The organism is Enterococcus sp. CSURQ0835 (assembly GCF_902706605.1).
GTDB lineage: Bacteria > Bacillota > Bacilli > Lactobacillales > Enterococcaceae > Enterococcus_A.
On the sequence record NZ_CACSLH010000014.1, the window covers coordinates 1 to 16501 of the forward strand.

Annotated in this window: 14 protein-coding genes; 7 read left to right on the forward strand and 7 right to left on the reverse strand. The window is 41.3% G+C overall.

Annotated features, from left to right (window positions below):
• Both GVJ38_RS07320 and GVJ38_RS07325 read left to right on the forward strand, forming a co-directional pair.
• Positions 1–157, forward strand: a 157-nt coding sequence (locus GVJ38_RS07320) for a transposase (RefSeq protein WP_200849435.1), incomplete at its 5' end; no start/stop codon positions are given.
• Between the two features lie 119 nt (positions 158–276).
• Positions 277–1266, forward strand: a complete 990-nt coding sequence (locus tag GVJ38_RS07325; RefSeq protein WP_235032845.1) for a CdaR family transcriptional regulator — start codon at positions 277–279, stop codon at positions 1264–1266.
• A 384-nt stretch (positions 1267–1650) separates the two neighbouring features.
• On the opposite strand, the gene GVJ38_RS07330 is transcribed toward GVJ38_RS07325, so the two are convergent.
• Entirely contained in the window at positions 1651–2280 is a 630-nt protein-coding gene (locus tag GVJ38_RS07330) for an SDR family oxidoreductase (RefSeq protein WP_159722527.1), read from the reverse strand.
• 298 nt (positions 2281–2578) lie between these two features.
• Here GVJ38_RS07330 and adhE point away from each other — a divergent pair, with 298 nt between their 5' ends.
• Positions 2579–5275, forward strand: a complete 2697-nt coding sequence (gene adhE, locus GVJ38_RS07335) for a bifunctional acetaldehyde-CoA/alcohol dehydrogenase (protein ID WP_159722528.1) — start codon at positions 2579–2581, stop codon at positions 5273–5275.
• Positions 5276–5619: 344 nt separating this feature from the next.
• Here adhE and scrK read toward each other — a convergent pair whose 3' ends face one another.
• From scrK to uvrC, 5 genes are all read right to left on the reverse strand, one after another.
• Positions 5620–6492 (reverse strand): fructokinase ScrK, encoded by an 873-nt coding sequence (gene scrK / locus GVJ38_RS07340; protein WP_159722529.1) that lies wholly within the window; start codon positions 6490–6492, stop codon positions 5620–5622.
• A 60-nt stretch (positions 6493–6552) separates the two neighbouring features.
• Positions 6553–8682, reverse strand: coding sequence for an ATP-dependent helicase (locus GVJ38_RS07345; RefSeq protein WP_159722530.1), 2130 nt, complete (start codon positions 8680–8682; stop codon positions 6553–6555).
• Between the two features lie 215 nt (positions 8683–8897).
• Complete coding sequence (locus GVJ38_RS07350) at positions 8898–9674, reverse strand: ElyC/SanA/YdcF family protein (protein ID WP_159722531.1); 777 nt, start codon at positions 9672–9674, stop codon at positions 8898–8900.
• Between the two features lie 90 nt (positions 9675–9764).
• Positions 9765–10175 carry a YopX family protein gene (locus GVJ38_RS07355; RefSeq protein WP_159722532.1) on the reverse strand — a complete coding sequence of 137 codons (411 nt, stop codon included), beginning with the start codon at positions 10173–10175 and terminating at the stop codon, positions 9765–9767.
• Positions 10176–10281: 106 nt separating this feature from the next.
• A complete protein-coding gene (gene uvrC / locus GVJ38_RS07360; RefSeq protein ID WP_159722533.1) occupies positions 10282–12066 on the reverse strand; it encodes an excinuclease ABC subunit UvrC in 1785 nt (594 codons plus the stop codon).
• A 186-nt stretch (positions 12067–12252) separates the two neighbouring features.
• On the opposite strand from uvrC, the gene GVJ38_RS07365 reads away from it, so the two are divergent.
• From GVJ38_RS07365 to GVJ38_RS07380, 4 genes are all read left to right on the forward strand, one after another.
• On the forward strand, positions 12253–12465 hold the full coding sequence (locus GVJ38_RS07365; RefSeq protein WP_159722534.1) for a TOBE domain-containing protein: 213 nt from the start codon (positions 12253–12255) through the stop codon (positions 12463–12465).
• A gap of 91 nt (positions 12466–12556) precedes the next feature.
• The gene (locus tag GVJ38_RS07370; protein ID WP_159722535.1) at positions 12557–13492 is read left to right on the forward strand and encodes an FAD:protein FMN transferase; all 936 of its coding nucleotides are present in this window, start codon (positions 12557–12559) and stop codon (positions 13490–13492) included.
• A 335-nt stretch (positions 13493–13827) separates the two neighbouring features.
• Entirely contained in the window at positions 13828–14436 is a 609-nt protein-coding gene (locus GVJ38_RS07375; protein ID WP_159722536.1) for an NADPH-dependent FMN reductase, read from the forward strand.
• Between the two features lie 33 nt (positions 14437–14469).
• A complete protein-coding gene (locus GVJ38_RS07380) occupies positions 14470–15771 on the forward strand; it encodes an NADPH-dependent oxidoreductase (RefSeq protein ID WP_159722537.1) in 1302 nt (433 codons plus the stop codon).
• Positions 15772–15876: 105 nt separating this feature from the next.
• Here GVJ38_RS07380 and GVJ38_RS07385 read toward each other — a convergent pair whose 3' ends face one another.
• Positions 15877–16368: a hypothetical protein gene (locus GVJ38_RS07385; protein WP_159722538.1), complete on the reverse strand. Its 492-nt coding sequence runs from the start codon at positions 16366–16368 to the stop codon at positions 15877–15879.
• Positions 16369–16501 lie beyond the last annotated feature (133 nt).

Sequence of the window (16501 nt, forward strand, 5' to 3'; positions counted from 1 at the left end):
AGAAACGATTGAGCGTGAGTTCGCAGATATGAAAGAAAAGCATAGGATGCGCTGGACAAAGTATCGAGGCTTGGAAAAAGTCACCGTGCATACGATGCTTGTTGCGGCTGCCATGAATTTAAAAAAATTAGCAACCTGGTTATACAAAAGGCAGTAGGCCTTTATTTTTTTGGCTTTTTTTGAACTTACATATAGTAGAGTGTACAAAAAAGGCGTAGAAATTGGATTTCTACACCTTCTATGAATCTTTTGTCTACAGTCTGAGATCAAGCGAGCTTGATCGTTCAAAAGTTGATGGCCGATATTCCTTACAATATCAATATCATGAATGAATTTGGTGTCATCATTGCAAGCGGTGAAAAAGCTCGTTTAGGGGAACGGCATCGAGCAGCGGAGCGAGCGATCCAACAAAAACGAATGGTGGAAGTTGTCCATGATACATCGTTAGAAAAAAAGGGGACAAATGAACCGATTATTTTTAACGATGAGATCATTGGAGTCGTCGGGATCTCCGGTGAACCAGCTGAAGTCCGACCTTTTACGAAATTAATAAAATCGATTGCATTGCTGTTAGTCGAGGAATTAAATGAATTCAGCAAAAAAGAAAGAAAAAACAATCGAAAGAATGAATTTTTGCGAAATGTATTGTTGGCAAATGGACGCTACTCTGAAGAACTGCAAAAAGAAGCACTGGAAGATTATCGACTCAATTTAAAACTGGAAAATTCTTGTATCATGGCTGAAAGTAAACGGGACTTGAGTGAATCGTATCCGCTACAAGAAGTATTTGATTGGCAAGGTAAAGCTATCGTTTTGGTCGAAAAATTAAATGCGGGATTGCGTCAAAAACCGGGCAGCTTTATTGTTAGTTCACCGAAAATCGCGATCGATCAAACGATCCGAGCTGTGGGGAATACTTATTTATTTTTGAATTTTTTTGGGTTGTACGAGCAGAAAGTTTTTTACACGAAAGATTATTATTTTGCTGGGCTATTTGATTTTCCCTTGGAACTAGATTCGGAATTACTGAAGCGTGTAGAAAATTGTTACGATGAATATTATGCGACGTTGATTTTATTTGCCAAGAATAATACCAACGCCAACTTAACTTCAAGCCAGCTGCATATCCATCGCAACACGTTAGGTTATCGGATTCAAAAAATCACGGAATTAACAGGGTGTAATCCCCATGTTTGGTATGAGCTTTGCCAGTTGATCTATCATTTTGCGTATTGTTTTAAAATGCGTTTTGAAGCGCATGGCTAAAAGCTTTTATAAGATCAAAAATAGCGACCTTTAAGTGTCAGTTTTTTAGGCTGACAATTGAAGGTCGCTTTGTTAGTTGAACTACTTTTTTATGCATTTACCAAGGTGTGACGCCAGCTCGATTAAAAAAGGTAGCTGTAGGTCCAGTTTTGTCGATCTGCTGCTGACCGTTGTCCGACTTATTTTAGCTGGCGAGCCGTTTCATAACCTAAACCGGCATTTCCACCGATAATTAGTGTAATTGCCATAATAAATTCCTCCCAGTCGCAATAACTTGCAATTGCAAGTTTTGGCCGCAACTATACGCTGGAAAGTAAAAGTTGTCAATTAAAAAGTTATGATTAAAATCTTTTGTTTGAGAAAGTCTTTTGCTGAGCGGTTCTGCTAGTACCAAGCTGGTTTATCACCATCTGTATTTGGTTTGTTGACTCCTAAAGATTCGTGTAAGTGTTCATCAGGATTTAAGATGAGCTTAGTCACTAAAGCGGCAATACTCTGTCTGGAAACTTCGGTCCCTCTGAAAGGTTCGCCTTTTTGAGTCAATTCATAATCAACTTCTGCTTTGTTACTTAACCAAGCTGGTCGAATGATCGTATAATCTAAGTCAGATTCTTCAATCACTTTAGCAGCGGCACTGTAAGTTTCCAGATAACCGCCATCTAGCATTTGGTGGTTCCACTTTCCATAATTACCAGGAACTTCATCATAGATCCCTAGAGTTGAAATCCAAATCAATCGTTTGACTCGTTGCTCTTTCATTGCTTGAACAACATTTCGCGCTTGTTGTTCAATCGTTTGTCCTGCTAAATTAGCGTAGACGATCTCGATACCATTTAAGGCCTCCTGCAAATCTGCTAGGTTAGTCGCGTCACCTGCAACGACTTCTTGCAATTCATTTGGTTCGATGCGACTAGGATTACGTAAAAATAGCCGTTGGGAAATCTTTGCTTGAGTCAACTCTTTTTCTGCTAACCGTGCGATCTGACCATTTGCTCCTAATACTAAAACTTTCATTTCAATTCTTCCTTTCTCTTCCATTCTGTTATAAAACTTTCTCTAATTATTTGCCAAAAATATTTCTTGGACCAAAAGCTGATTTAGACAAATGAGCTAGATTGTCTAAAAGAGCGAAGAAATTTTTTTAAAGGAGTAAACTCTAGAGCCAATAATGATACCAAATTATTATGTGAAAAATAAAACAAATGTTAGTGAAAAGCATTGTTTTTTTAGATAACGAGGTGTATTATATCCTCGTAAGCAAGATAGATAACCAATGGATAGTTTTCAGAAAAGTCTTTTAGGAGGCGCTATAATGGCGAAAAATTCAAATGGTAAACTGGTGGATGTAAAAAAAGTAAATGAAAAAGTATCTGCAGCAAGTCAAGCTCGTGAATACACAAACAAATTAGTGGAGAAAGCATTACAAGCTGAAACTGTTTATTCACGCTATACCCAAGAACAAGTCGATCAAATCGTAGAAGCCGCTGCTTTAGCAGGTTCTGAAGCTGCTTTGATGTTAGCTCACGAAGCGGTTGATGAAACAAAACGTGGTGTCGTAGAAGATAAAGATACAAAAAATCGGTTTGCAACCGAGAACATTTACAACTTGATCAAACATGAAAAAACCGTTGGGATCATCGGTGAAAATAAAATTGCTGGGCAAGTCGAAATCGCAGCGCCACTTGGTGTGTTAGCCGGGATCGTTCCGACAACGAATCCAACGTCAACGGCCATGTTCAAATCATTGATGGCGTTGAAAACTAGAAATGCGATCGTTTTTGCTTTCCATCCGCAAGCTCAAAATTGTTCTGTTCATGCCGCTAAGATTTTATATGATGCAGCAGTCAAAGCTGGCGCACCAAAAGATATTATTCAATGGGTAGAAACACCGTCACTTGAAAATACGACAGCGTTGATCCAAAATCCAAATATCGCTTCGATTTTAGCCACTGGCGGACCAGGCATGGTCAATGCCGCATTGAAATCTGGCAACCCGTCAATGGGTGTTGGTGCTGGTAACGGAGCGGTCTTTGTTGATCACACCGCTTACTTAGACCGAGCTGTCGAAGATTTATTACTATCAAAACGCTTTGATAATGGGATGATCTGTGCGACCGAAAATTCAGTTGTAGTAGAAGCGCCGATCTATAAAGAATGGCTGCAAAAGATGCAAGCAAAAGGTGCGTATGTCGTACCTGAAAAAGATTATCAAAAAATAGCTGATTTTGTTTTTAACGACAAACATGGGGTTAATGGTGCTGTTGCTGGAATGTCCGCTCAATGGATCGCTGAAAATGCTGGGGTTGAATTGCCAGCAGGTAAAGACGTGATGTTGTTTGAATTAGAGCCAAAAAATATCGGCGAAAAATTATCTTCAGAAAAATTATCACCGCTATTATCGGTTTATAAAGCGAAAGATCGGCAAGCTGGGATCGACATCGTTGGCAAACTTTTGAACTATCAAGGTGCTGGGCATAATGCAGCGATTCAAATCGGTTCACAAGTTGACCCATTCATCAACGAATTCAGCGATAAGACCAACGCTTCCAGAATTTTAGTCAATCAACCAGATTCTATCGGCGGGATCGGGGATATTTATACCGATGCATTGAAAGCTAGTCTAACTTTAGGAACAGGATCATGGGGGAAAAATTCATTGTCTCATAACTTATCTACTGCTGACCTATTGAACATCAAGACCGTTGCCAAAAGAAGAAATCGGCCGCAATGGGTTCGACTACCAGAAAAAATCTATTACGAAAAAAATGCCATTTCTTATTTACAAGATGACGTTGAAAACATCGAACGGGCCTTCATTGTAGCTGACCCAGGAATGGTTCAATTCGGGTTTGTCGATACGGTCTATAGCCAATTAGAAGTTCGCGAAAACACAGTAAAAACAGCGATTTATGGAACGGTTCGACCAGACCCAACGTTAGGTCAAACCATCGAGATCACCAAACAAATGAAACAATTTAAACCAGATATGATCATTGCTATCGGGGGCGGATCTGCATTGGATGCTGCTAAAATTGCTCGCTTCATTTATGAATATTCGTTGGATCAAACAGATGGTTTCTTAGAGTCATACGAAAAAGTCAGTGATTTATTCTATCAATTACAACAAAAATTCATCGATATCCGGAAACGGATTGTGCGGTTCCATCATCAAGTCGAAACAAAACTGGTTGCGATCCCAACGACATCGGGTACTGGATCTGAAGTAACGCCTTATGCAGTTATCACCGATGATAATACTCACGTGAAATATCCGCTGACTGACTATGAATTAACACCAAACATTGCAATCGTTGATCCAGAATTCGTCTTAACGGTACCAAAGCGGACAGTCGCATTATCGGGGTTAGATACTTTATCTCATGCATTAGAATCCTATGTCTCGGTCATGGCTTCTGAGTTTACGCGTCCTTGGTCGATGCAAGCGATCAAGTTAGTCTTTGAAAACTTAGAAGCTTCTTACAACTATGATCCCAAAAATCCAACCTTAGAAGGGGAGACTGCTCGAATCAATATGCACTATGCCGCAACACTTGGCGGGATGGCGTTTGCCAATGCCTTTTTAGGAATCAACCACTCGATTGCCCATAAGACCGGCGGCGAGTTTGGATTGCCACACGGGTTAGCCATTACGATTGCGATGCAACAAGTCATCAAATTCAATGGTGTATCTGGTAAAGTCAAACGGACACCTTATCCACGTTATGAAGTCTACCGCGGTGAAAGTGATTATGCCGATATCGCCCGCAACTTAGGTTTGAAAGGCAAGGACGATGCTGCGTTAGTTCAAGCGTTATGCGATAAGATCACTGAATTGACGAAAGCATTAGGTGTTGATCCTAAACTTTCTGCCAATGGGGTAACCAAAGAAGCCTTTGATGGCGCACTGGATAAATTGGTTGATTTGATCTACAACGATCAATGCACACCAGCTAACCCACGCCAACCAAGCTTGGCTGAGATTCGACAAATACTGATCGATCAATTCTAAAATTAAGCTAAATCCAAAGAGAGCCGTTCATTTTGTTGAGCGGTTCTTTTTTGACTTGTACTCTACTACTGCCGGGTAAATCCCAAATAGCCATACAAGCAAGTCAATCACTTGTATGGCTCACAAAGAAATGTTTTGAGTAGTTTTAATTTTTTTTTGCTAGCCTAAAATACTACTAGTACATGCGATGTAAAATCAAACTGCGGATATGTATCCTGAAGAGTCCAGCGTTTTTCCGTTCACAATCTATAAACATGGCATTATACGACAGGATAGCAGACAAAAAAGTTCGGTCCACGAATTTATAGCGAACCGAACTTTTAGGATTCAATTGATTTCAAAAATTATTCTTGCGCTGCTTTCAGCCCCAAAGCGAAATTGCCGAGGGTTGCTGAGCCGTTGTTTTGGATTTCTGGGCGCGTGATATAGTTTTCTAACGGCGGTAAGTCGACATAGCCGTTGAACATTTCCGCAAATTGTTGTCGGACTTTGACTAGCAGTTGCTCACCAGCGACACTGCCACCAAAGACGATTTTATCTGGCCGAATGATCAAAGTAGCTTGCATGACGGCTTGGGCTAAATAAAACGCTAAAATATCCCAAACGGGTTCTTCTGCTGAAACTGTTTCGCCTTTTTGACCTAAGCGCGCTTCAAATGTTGGTCCAGCGACTAAACCTTCTAAGCAGTCACCGTGAAAGGGACAGATGCCAGCAAAGTCTTGATCATCCGGGTGGCGTTTGACAAACGTATGTCCCATCTCCGGATGACCGGCTCCGCCAAGAAATTCACCATCGATCACAGCACCGCCGCCGACACCAGTTCCCACAGTGTAATAAACGAGGGAATCGATTTTTTCATTTGCTAAAGTGGACATCACATATTCACCATAGGCCGAACCGTTGACATCTGTCGTCCAAGCCATTGGAATATCAAAATGGGCCTTCAATGCGCCAATGACATCGGTATCTTTCCAGCCGGCTTTCGGGGTGTTAGTGATAAAGCCGTACTTGGGTGAATTTTTACGAATCTCAATGGGACCAAAAGATGCGATCCCAAGCGCGTCTAATTCAAATTGTTTGAAGTATTCGATCGTTTGCGCCAGTGTTTCTTCCGGGGTCGTGGTGGGAAACACCGCTTGATCTTTGATCCGATAATCTTCATCGCCGACAGCACAAACAAATTTAGTGCCACCTGCTTCAATACTACCAATTAACATAATTTTACCTCCAATATTTTTCTACTTTAACGAAAGTCACTCAGTTAGTCAAAAGTGTTTTTACTTTTCGGCTATTTTTATATTGAGGCCAGCTTCTTGGATGAATGGTGAAATGCGACAAGGTTTTTGGTTCACCGTCTGAGGAAAGGTGACATATAAATTTTCTTTGGCGCGGGTGATAGCAACATACATCAAGCGGCGCTGTTCCTCTAGTGTCGTAGCTGGATTCGCTTTTTGACTAGCTTGACGCAATTCAGCCGGTGTTTTTTGACTGGTGTGTTGATTGGGCAGACTATCTTGGTAAACGCCTTTGACAAAAACATTTTTTTGTCCCAGCCCTTTACTGGCATGAATGGATAGCAAGTAGACTGCATTTAATTTATTTTGATCGTAATCGGCTAAGCGTTGTTTCATTTTTTGGTTGCGGGTGACAGCTGCTTGGTAACTTGTTGTGAGTGCCTCCCAAGTTTGTAGTTCAGTCAATTCTTCTTTTAGCCAAGTGATTTCTTCAGCAGTTAATTCGCGACTGAATTTTGGTGTAGCGCTCAGAGTTTCAGCCAGTTCAGCTAAATTTAATGTTTGGCCTTGAAACAAGCGATAGATCTGTTTGAAAAATTTTTTTGCTTGGTCTTGTGCTTGAGTGTTTAATTTTTTTTCGTTCACTAAGAAGTTGAGCACTTCGTTGACTTTGAATTTCGGCTGAGCAAAGAGCTGCGTAGTGAATGTGTGGCTAGTCTCTAATTTGATGTAATGGTAAAACGCGTATTGCTGAATGATTTTTTTCAGTGCTGTGATTTTCTCGGTTCCAACAGTGAGTTGCTGCAATAAATCAAAAAGTTGTTTGAACAGTTTGATCCCAAAAATACCTAGTAGATCTTCCCCTGCTTGAGTCACAAACGGGACATTGGCGGCAGTCAATTGCTTAAGCAGTGAACGTAGTTGGACTTTAGTTGGGTACAAGACTAACGTTTCGCGGTAATTTGCTTTTTCACCGGTGAGCGCATCTTGCTGGGCGAGCTGGTTGATTTTTTTAGCGATCCAAGCCGCTTCTGCTTCATCATCTGGGAATTTTTTTGCGTAACAGTCATGGTCTTGTGTCTTGATAGGTATCATGGTTTTTGCGATCCGCTCCTGGTTACATGCGATCAAACGATTGCCGCAAGCTACGATCGCTGGTGTCGAGCGGAAATTTTGCATCAGTTGGATCGAGGTCTGCTGATACGTCTCCCCAAATTCTTTGATGTATTTGGGCTCGGCTCCCCGAAAATAATAAATACTTTGATCGTCATCGCCGACAATGATCAATTTACAATTGGATTTAGCTGAATCATGTTTGTCTGGCGGACAGATCAGTTGGACGATTTGCTGTTGTAACGGGTTGATGTCTTGAAATTCATCAATGAAGAGATACTGATACTTGTGTTGTAAGTCCGCTAATGCTTGCGGATTGTTTTCCAAAATCATTTTTAAATTAAACAGCATATCGTCAAACGTGATAAAGTGTTGTCGTTGTTTTTCTGTTTGTAAGTCTGCTAAAAAATCTGCGAAAACAGTGCTCAATGTTTGGTGTGGCAGTAACTGTTCGGAATCAAAATACTGTTTGATTTGGGCAATGATCTGTTGATCAGAATAGCCTAAGTTGCGCCAATAACTCAACCGCGTAACGATCGTGCGGTCTTCGAATTTATCGAAGTTATAGAGCCGGTATTTTTTGATCAGCTGCTGGATCGTTTGCTGGTAATGGTCTTCATCGATCATACCAGTCAAGTTGCTATGTTTCAGTGTTGGATATTTTTTGCTCAAATAATGAAATTCAGCATTGAACCAACCATGAAACGTTTTGACAGCTAATTTTTTCTCCGGTAAATACAATTGCACGCGTTGGGCCATCTCCAGTTTAGCTTTACGCGAAAAAGTACACAGCATAATTTTTTCAGGGGGCACTTTTTTTTCTAACACCAAATAGGCTGCTTTGGCACAGATCGTTTGGGTCTTACCACTTCCAGCTCCGGCAATAATCCGCAGGTGGGTGTGCATGTCAAAGGTGATTGCAGCAAGTTGTTCTGTAGTAAAAGGTTGTTGATTATTTTTGGCGATTAGTTGCCGTAAAGTCGAATCAAGCCGTGATGTCCGCTTTGAACGCGACGATTTTGTTGCAGAGGTTGGATCAAGTGAAAGTGCGTGACTCATAAATCGGATCCTTTCTATGTCAAGCTGCTATGTAAAAACTCAGTCCAGTTCATTATAACGGAATCTGTTTGTTTGTGAAATGTCAAAAAGTAAAGTGAGCAGACTAGCAATTGTTGGCACTATTTTAGAACTAAAAAAGCGTTAGAGCAGCATGCTGTTCTAACGTCTAGTAATCAAACTCTGATAGATAAAGGTTGCAAGAGCCAGAGAGTGGATCAACTTTTGTATTTAGGCTCTGCTTTACGAACGAGCTGAGGGTAATGGTTTTTGACGATGGTAAAAGCAGCTTCGACTTCTGGCGGGATCGTCACATGGGCTAAATAATTTTTTCCCTGTGGTCCATAACCATTTGCATCGTCACGTAAACGAGGAATCTCACCTAAAAGCAAACTGAGATAATGTTCCAAGTCCCACATTCCAAGCGGTGGATCTTGAAAATAAAGGTGCCCGTTACGTTTACTGACGGTGACGTGATAACTGGCAAAATCGATCGCTGTGATGTGAGGGGCGAATTTTTTTAAAGTGGCACTCATTCGGCGCTGCATCGTGGCATCTTGGATCAAAATCAAAGAACTTACGGGCCGGTGTTCAGCCTGCAACAAGTTGAGTAAGTTGGTGATATTGTTACCGCAATTAGTGGAAGCTGTTTCTAAAAAATCTGGCTGAAGTTGATAGTTTTTTTCAAGGTAAGCCGCAAATAATTCCGCTTCAGTTGATTGGGAAAATATCGAGCTAGATTCAAGTGTCGCTTGTAAAGCTGCGGTCGTGTGGCCAACTCCGCCCACGATCACACTGGTTTTTGCCAGCTTTGCTTGCAAGGCGTGGGCAAATAAGTCACCACCAGCTAAAATACTTCCGCCAAACAATACGATAGCATCGGCTTGCTCGAGCCCAAAAGTTGTAGCTAAAGCGGTCGGTGTCAATTCTGGAAGTGCGCGCGGCCCGCAAAAAGCCGCTAAACAATTGATCGCTGAAACGAGTTCCATGACCATACCTCCTAATGTGAAACGTTTGCATTCAGTATAACAAAAAAGACTGCGCAAATTAAAGCCGCAGTCAGAAAAGAGCGATCAGTAAAAAAGTTACGCGTGGTAGACACAGTTGAAACGATCTTTTAAAAAATCGGCTTGCTGGTACACATTACCAGTCACTTTTAAGCGTGAAAAATCAGGCGCGACGCCAGCTTTAGTTTGACCAGAAGCGGTTAGTTCTAAAAAAACAAAAACGTTGCTGAACAGTTCCGTACCATTGGAAAAGCTGCCTTTGTCAAGGATGCCGTAAACTTTTTGATCGAGCTGCAACACGATATCACCTTGAAAAAGGGGATCACCGTTAACATCATTGTGCCCAGAAAATTCCATTAAACGAACTTGCTCCAAAGATGTTTTGATCCCGCGATCATCTAGTACCATTTGATTTTTCAGATCCAGTTCGCTGACTTGTCCCATTCGTTTCAAAAAAGCATCCCACATTCGAAAGCGCAATTGTCCCATCTGTGTTTCCTCACTTCCCATTTTGCTTTTATTGTACGAGAAAAAGTTATCCGCAGCAAAAAAGCCGCCTGTTGGGACGACTTTTACTTGCTGGTGAGGGTTAGTGTTAAGACTCGCTTAATTTTTCTTTCAAAGCTTGAGCCACTTTTTGCGGGACCCCGATTTGTTGGATCTCAGTCACTGAAGCTTGTTGAATATTTTTCAATGATTTGAAATGTTTCAATAAAGCTTGTTTCCGTTTAGGGCCCAAACCGTCGACATCATCGAGCTTAGAAGAAAAACTATTTTTACTGCGTAACTGACGGTGAAAGGTGATCGCAAAACGATGGACTTCATCTTGAATGCGATTGAGTAAGAAAAATTCGGTTGAGTTGCGTTCTAACGAAACGGTTGCTAGTTGCGGGCCAAAAATCAATTCACTCGTGCGATGCCGATCATCTTTGACTAAGCCGGCAACAGGGATATCTAAACCTAATTGATTTTCTAGCACTTCCTTGGCTGCGTCAACTTGGCCTTTGCCGCCATCGATCATGATGAGATCAGGGCGTTTCAAATCGTCTTTTAACACGCGAGAGTAGCGACGATAGATCACTTCTCGCATCGAAGCGTAGTCATCCGGACCGGTCACGGTTTTGATTTTATATTTGCGGTATGATTTTTTTTCTGGTTTGCCATTGACAAAAACCACCATCGCCGACACTGGATTTGTTCCCATCGTGTTTGAGTTGTCAAACGCTTCGATCCGGACTGGAGTCGAAATGCCTAGTGCTTGACCAAGCCGTTCGACTGCACCGGCTGTCCGTTCTTCTTTCCGCTCGATCAAATCAAATTTTTGTTGTAAGCCGATCTTTGCATTTTTATTGGCTAGTTCGACTAATTTTTTCTTTTCACCCCGCTGAGGTTGCAAAACTTTCGTCCCGACGACAGCTTCGACAGCTAGCGGATCGATCTCTTTGGGGATCAAAATTTCTTTCGGGACTAAATGCTCCGCTTCTTGATAAAATTGTCCGATATAGGTCAATAAGTCATCAGTTGCTTCTTTATAAAATGGGAATAGTGAGATCTCTCGTTCAATGACTTTTCCTTGGCGTACAAAGAAAACTTGGACACACATCCAACCTTTATCGATCGCATAACCAAAAACATCACGGTCTAAAAAGTCGGTCTTCGTCATTTTTTGGCGGGTCATCACGGTTTCAATCGCTTTGATCTGATCGCGATATTCAGCGGCTTTTTCAAATTCCAATTTTTCGGTTGCGTCTTCCATCTGAGCTTTTAATTTTTTTTCAAAGGCGACATGACCACCATTGAAAAATTGTTTGATCTCTTCCACCATTTTTTGATAAACGGCAGGGTCGACCTTAAACGCGTATGGGCATAAACATTGGCCTAGGTGGTAATACAGACAAGGTGTTTTTTGACTGGGGCCGCACTTTCGTAACGGGAATAAGCGGTCTAAGATTTTTTTAGTTTCGTTTGCGGCGCCGACATCTGGATAAGGTCCAAAATAAGTGCCGCCGTCTTTCAATACTTTCCGCGTAATCAACAAGCGTGGATACTTTTCATTGGTGATCTTGATGAACGGATACGTTTTATCATCTTTTAGCATGATGTTGTACTTCGGATCATTTTTCTTGATCAAATTGATCTCAAGTAGCAACGCTTCGATGTTTGATTCGGTGACGATGTATTCAAAGTCGTCGATCTCACTGACTAAGTGTTCGGTTTTTGTATTGTGGCTGCCTGTAAAATAAGAGCGGACGCGATTTTTTAAAATCTTCGCTTTCCCGACATAGATGATGGTGCCGTTTTTATCTTTCATCAAATAACAGCCCGGCTGATCAGGTAACAATGCTAATTTATTTTTGATGCGCTCGTTCGTAAGACTCACCCCATTTATAATCAATAGAAATTATCAGCTGAGAAACGTTCTCATTATAGCATGAAAGTCAAGTTTCGTCAGTTGATTGTGGCTGGCTTGCTCGTTTCTTAAATAGAAAATTAAAAACTAGCTCTGACTTGACGCTTAGAAGCTAGAGGAGCTATCCTTGAAGCAGAGAATTGAAGGAGGTACCGTATGAAACTTAGTGCACGGAATCAATTAAAAGGAACGATCGTTGAGATCAAAAAAGGTGCCGTGAATGGGATCGTTGTGATCGAGTTACCAGATGGGCAAAAAGTTTCTGCTGATATCACGTTGAATGCGATCGCTGAATTAGACTTAGCTGTCGGACAAACCGCCTACGCTGTGATCAAAGCGACTTCGGTGATGGTGGGAGTCGACGAATAAAAGAAACAGCGGTCCAAAAAAAGGGCGGCTATTTTAGTTTGCAAAGTTAGTGTAAACGATATACAGATATAAAGGACAAAGGAGTCAGAAGATGACACAAGGAGAAAAGACAGTTCATTTGATGGGCACCGTAATCCGTTTGTGGATCGAACACGCCCAGCCAGCGGAAATTTTGCTGGAAGCTGAGCGACGATTGATCGATTACGAAAAACGTTTTTCGGCTAATGATGAGAGCTCTGAATTGAATCAAATCAAACACAATGCCGGGATCAAACCAGTCAAAGTCGATCCCGAATTATTTTATTTGATCGCAGTAGGTAAAAAGCATTCACTAGCAAAAGATAGTTTGCTGAATGTTGCGATCGGGCCACTGATTCAGACATGGCGGATCGGGTTTAACGATGCTAAGCAACCAACTGAAACGGAGATCAAGGCATTGTTAAAGATCATCGACCCGCAAAAAATCGAATTAAATGAAGCTGAACAAACCGTTTTTCTAACGGAAAAGGGCATGGCACTTGATCTGGGTTCACTAGCGAAAGGCTATTTTGCCGATGAATTGTTAGCTTATTTCAAAAGTGTCGACGTTAGCGCAGCCTTGATCGACCTCGGCGGTAATATTTTGACGTACGGTCCGGCACCTAAACACGCAGATCACTATTGGCGGATCGGGATTCAAAATCCTTTTTCAAAGCGCGGTGATTATGCGCTAGTTGTCAAAGTCAAAGATCAGTCTCTTGTGACTTCAGGTGTTTACGAACGAGCCGCTGAATTTAACGGCAAGACTTATCATCATATTTTTGATAGCCAGACCGGCTACCCGTTAGAAACGGCGGTGACCAGTTTGACGGTGATCTCGCCGAAATCTTTAGATGGTGAGATTTGGACGACGCGTTTGTTTGGTAAATCCCCTGAAGAAATCATTGCGACACTGAATGCCTATGATCTTTTCGGCATCGTGATCACAAACGACGGTGAGATCGTCTACTCGGAAGCGCTAGGACCGCAGTTGACATTTAATCAATGATTTTTCAAATGCCCATAAAAAAAATTGATAATTTGAACGAGTTTTTTCTGTCTGGTTTAGCGGAAGAAACTCGTTTTTTGTTATATATTTTTTTATATTGTGAAGGAGAAATGAGAAGAGGAACAATAAAACATGATGTTTACACTTATTTTTTCTACAGCTTGGAAGTATTAAGCAATTATTTCACGAGTGATGAAGTGACTACGTTGTTTTTCTATATAATTTTTTATATATATTGTTTGACAGGGAAGTTTGAAAGGGCTATTATCAGTGTGCAAATAAATGTGAAGCGACACACAATTTTATTCGTTGCACAAGAGAAAGGACGTTTCCTCATGAAAAAATTTATCGGCTTAGTCGGAACGAATTCAGATGAGTCAACCAACCGTAAATTATTGCAATATATAAAAAAACATTTTGCTGACAAAGCGGAGATTGAATTAGTCGAGATTAAAGACATCCCGCTGTTCAATAAACCAGCTGATCGCAAAGTGCCAGAAATTGTAAAAGAAATTGCTGACAAGATTGAAAAATCCGATGGCGTGATCATCAGCACCCCTGAATATGATCACTCTGCTCCGGCTGCATTGATCAATGCATTGAACTGGTTGTCCTATGGCATTTATCCGTTTGTTGACAAACCAGTCATGATCACAGGTGCTTCTTTTGGAACGTTAGGTTCTTCTAGAGCCCAAGCACAATTGCGACAAGTCTTGGATGCGCCAGAATTAAAAGCGCGGATCATGCCAAGTTCAGAATATTTATTAGGGCACTCTTTACAAGCTTTTGATCCAGAAGGTAACTTGATGAATGCCGAGCAAGTCGAAAAGTTAAATGGCTTATTTGAAGACTTTTTGAATTTTGTCGAGATCACAAGTCATTTGAATCACAACCATGCAGCAAATAAAAAAGCTGCTGAAAATTTTGATTGGGCGACACTTTAACAAACGAACTGTAGTGAAAAAGGAGAGATCATTATGAAATTAGTCGGGATCGTGGGATCGAACGCCGATTTTTCCCATAACCGTTTACTGTTACAATATATCGCTAAAGAATTCAGCACGTTGTTTGATTTAGAAATTTTAGAGATCAAAGACATTCCATTGTTCAATCAAAGCCGGGATCAAACACAAAGTGTCCCAATCCAAAACATGGCGCGCAAAATCATGCAAGCTGATGGTGTGATCATTGCTACACCTGAACATAATCACACGGTGCCCGCTGGTTTGAAAAGTGTCATTGAGTGGTTGTCTTTTAAGATCCATCCATTAGAAAACAAACCCGTTATGATCGTGGGGAGTTCATATTATGATCAAGGAACGTCACGCGCGCAATTGCATTTGCGCCAAATCTTGGACTCACCTGGTGTCAACGCGATCGTAATGCCCGGCAATGAGTTTTTACTAGGAAATGTCAAAGATGCGTTTGATGATAATGGTAATTTGAAAGATGAAGGCACACGAAACTTTTTAGGCAGCACATTGCAAAAATTCGTGCAGTTCATCGAAGTCATTTCAAAATTAGACGGCGCCCAACCAAAAGATATGCCAGAAGATCTACATGCGAAAGGCAAAATCGCTACAACTATCGAAGACGTGGACATGGCGGCTGATGATTGGGTGGAACAAGCTTCTGCCAAAGTTGACGCAGTTAAAGGTGACACTTACGTTGAATTAGATCGTGGTGTACTGACCGTTGATCAAATCGACGCCTTTTTGAAATCGATGCCGATGGAATTAACCTATGCCGATAGCAACAACCAGTTTTTATATTACAATCACAACGCAGAAGCTGATGAAATGTTTGCGAAACGTCAACTAGGCCAAGTCGGCAATCCGTTAGCTAATTGCCATCCACCACAAGCTTATAAAAATGTTGAGTGGGTGATTCAACAATTGCGTTCAGGTAAACAAGACGTGGTGCGTGTGCATGTTCCAACTCATGGACCTGATAAATTCGTTGTTCACAATTACCAAGCCATCCATGATGACGACGGCAATTACATGGGAATCAATGAATACATCTTAGATTTCAAACCGATTGTGGACTGGTATTTGAAACAAACGGGTCAACAACTAGCTGGTGCGCCACAAGCCGATGCGGTATCTGGTGCTTCAGAAAAAGCAGCCGGTCCTGCTGCCCCCGCGGCTGATGCGGTATCTGGCGCTTCAGAAAAAGCAGCTGCTCCTACTGCAGCACCAGCAACGCCACCAGTTTCAAAACCAACCGCAGTCAAACCTGACGCCGTTTCCGGAGCTTCTGAAAATGGCTTAAGTTAACTAATCGTTTAAAGTATTAATCGCGCTAAGCAAACAGCCGACCATTCCTTCTAGAATGGTCGGCTGTTTTACGTTGGCTCATTTTTGGTAAAGGTAGTGAAGCGATTAAAATTCTTTTTTGCTTGCGTGTAGTTTTTTCATCATCTTTTTTTCACGTTGAGCACTGACACGATACAAGACATGGCTGTTGCTGAGGATCAACAGGCCAATGATCACTAAGAGAAAAATCGGAAGTGACCAATGAAAATGAAAACTTTCCGCTAATTCGTGAGTGGAGGCAATCCCATTTAATAAACCGGCAAATGAAACATACAGCCAAGCAGTCGCTTTATTTAAAATCGTAAATAATTTTTTGAGATCAGCATCATCCACTGTACTTTCAAAAAGAATTTTTTTGGTTCGTTTACGTTCTAAATATATTTTTAAAGGCGGAATGAACCAATAAAGATCGGGAACTGATTTGGTTTGTCGCGCGTTAGCCGCAAATTTTTCTAACTGTGCTTCTTGCTCACTGACTTCCATCATCCCTTGATAAAGTGGAAACGTATAGAGGAGCCAATCCCCTAAAAAATTAAAACAAGCCATGACTTGATCCATGGGAACCCTCTCTTTTCTGATTATAAAGTCATCTTTTTTTGCTAAAAGATCTAGCACTGTTTAAGCAGTTGAAGTGCTAGATCACGAAACACTTACTAGCTAAATGATAGTTGAAAAGAATTTTTTTGTCAGG

What these genes read in the sequence shown, in the direction of transcription:
- scrK (WP_159722529.1), bottom strand. Translation starts at nt 6,492, where the DNA reads ATGTTAATTGGTAGTATTGAAGCAGGTGGCACTAAATTTGTTTGTGCT.
- adhE (WP_159722528.1), top strand. Translation starts at nt 2,579, where the DNA reads ATGGCGAAAAATTCAAATGGTAAACTGGTGGATGTAAAAAAAGTAAAT.
- GVJ38_RS07330 (WP_159722527.1), bottom strand. Translation starts at nt 2,280, where the DNA reads ATGAAAGTTTTAGTATTAGGAGCAAATGGTCAGATCGCACGGTTAGCA.
- GVJ38_RS07385 (WP_159722538.1), bottom strand. Translation starts at nt 16,368, where the DNA reads ATGGATCAAGTCATGGCTTGTTTTAATTTTTTAGGGGATTGGCTCCTC.
- GVJ38_RS07375 (WP_159722536.1), top strand. Translation starts at nt 13,828, where the DNA reads ATGAAAAAATTTATCGGCTTAGTCGGAACGAATTCAGATGAGTCAACC.
- GVJ38_RS07355 (WP_159722532.1), bottom strand. Translation starts at nt 10,175, where the DNA reads ATGGGACAATTGCGCTTTCGAATGTGGGATGCTTTTTTGAAACGAATG.
- GVJ38_RS07365 (WP_159722534.1), top strand. Translation starts at nt 12,253, where the DNA reads ATGAAACTTAGTGCACGGAATCAATTAAAAGGAACGATCGTTGAGATC.
- GVJ38_RS07345 (WP_159722530.1), bottom strand. Translation starts at nt 8,682, where the DNA reads ATGAGTCACGCACTTTCACTTGATCCAACCTCTGCAACAAAATCGTCG.
- GVJ38_RS07370 (WP_159722535.1), top strand. Translation starts at nt 12,557, where the DNA reads ATGACACAAGGAGAAAAGACAGTTCATTTGATGGGCACCGTAATCCGT.
- GVJ38_RS07350 (WP_159722531.1), bottom strand. Translation starts at nt 9,674, where the DNA reads ATGGTCATGGAACTCGTTTCAGCGATCAATTGTTTAGCGGCTTTTTGC.
- GVJ38_RS07380 (WP_159722537.1), top strand. Translation starts at nt 14,470, where the DNA reads ATGAAATTAGTCGGGATCGTGGGATCGAACGCCGATTTTTCCCATAAC.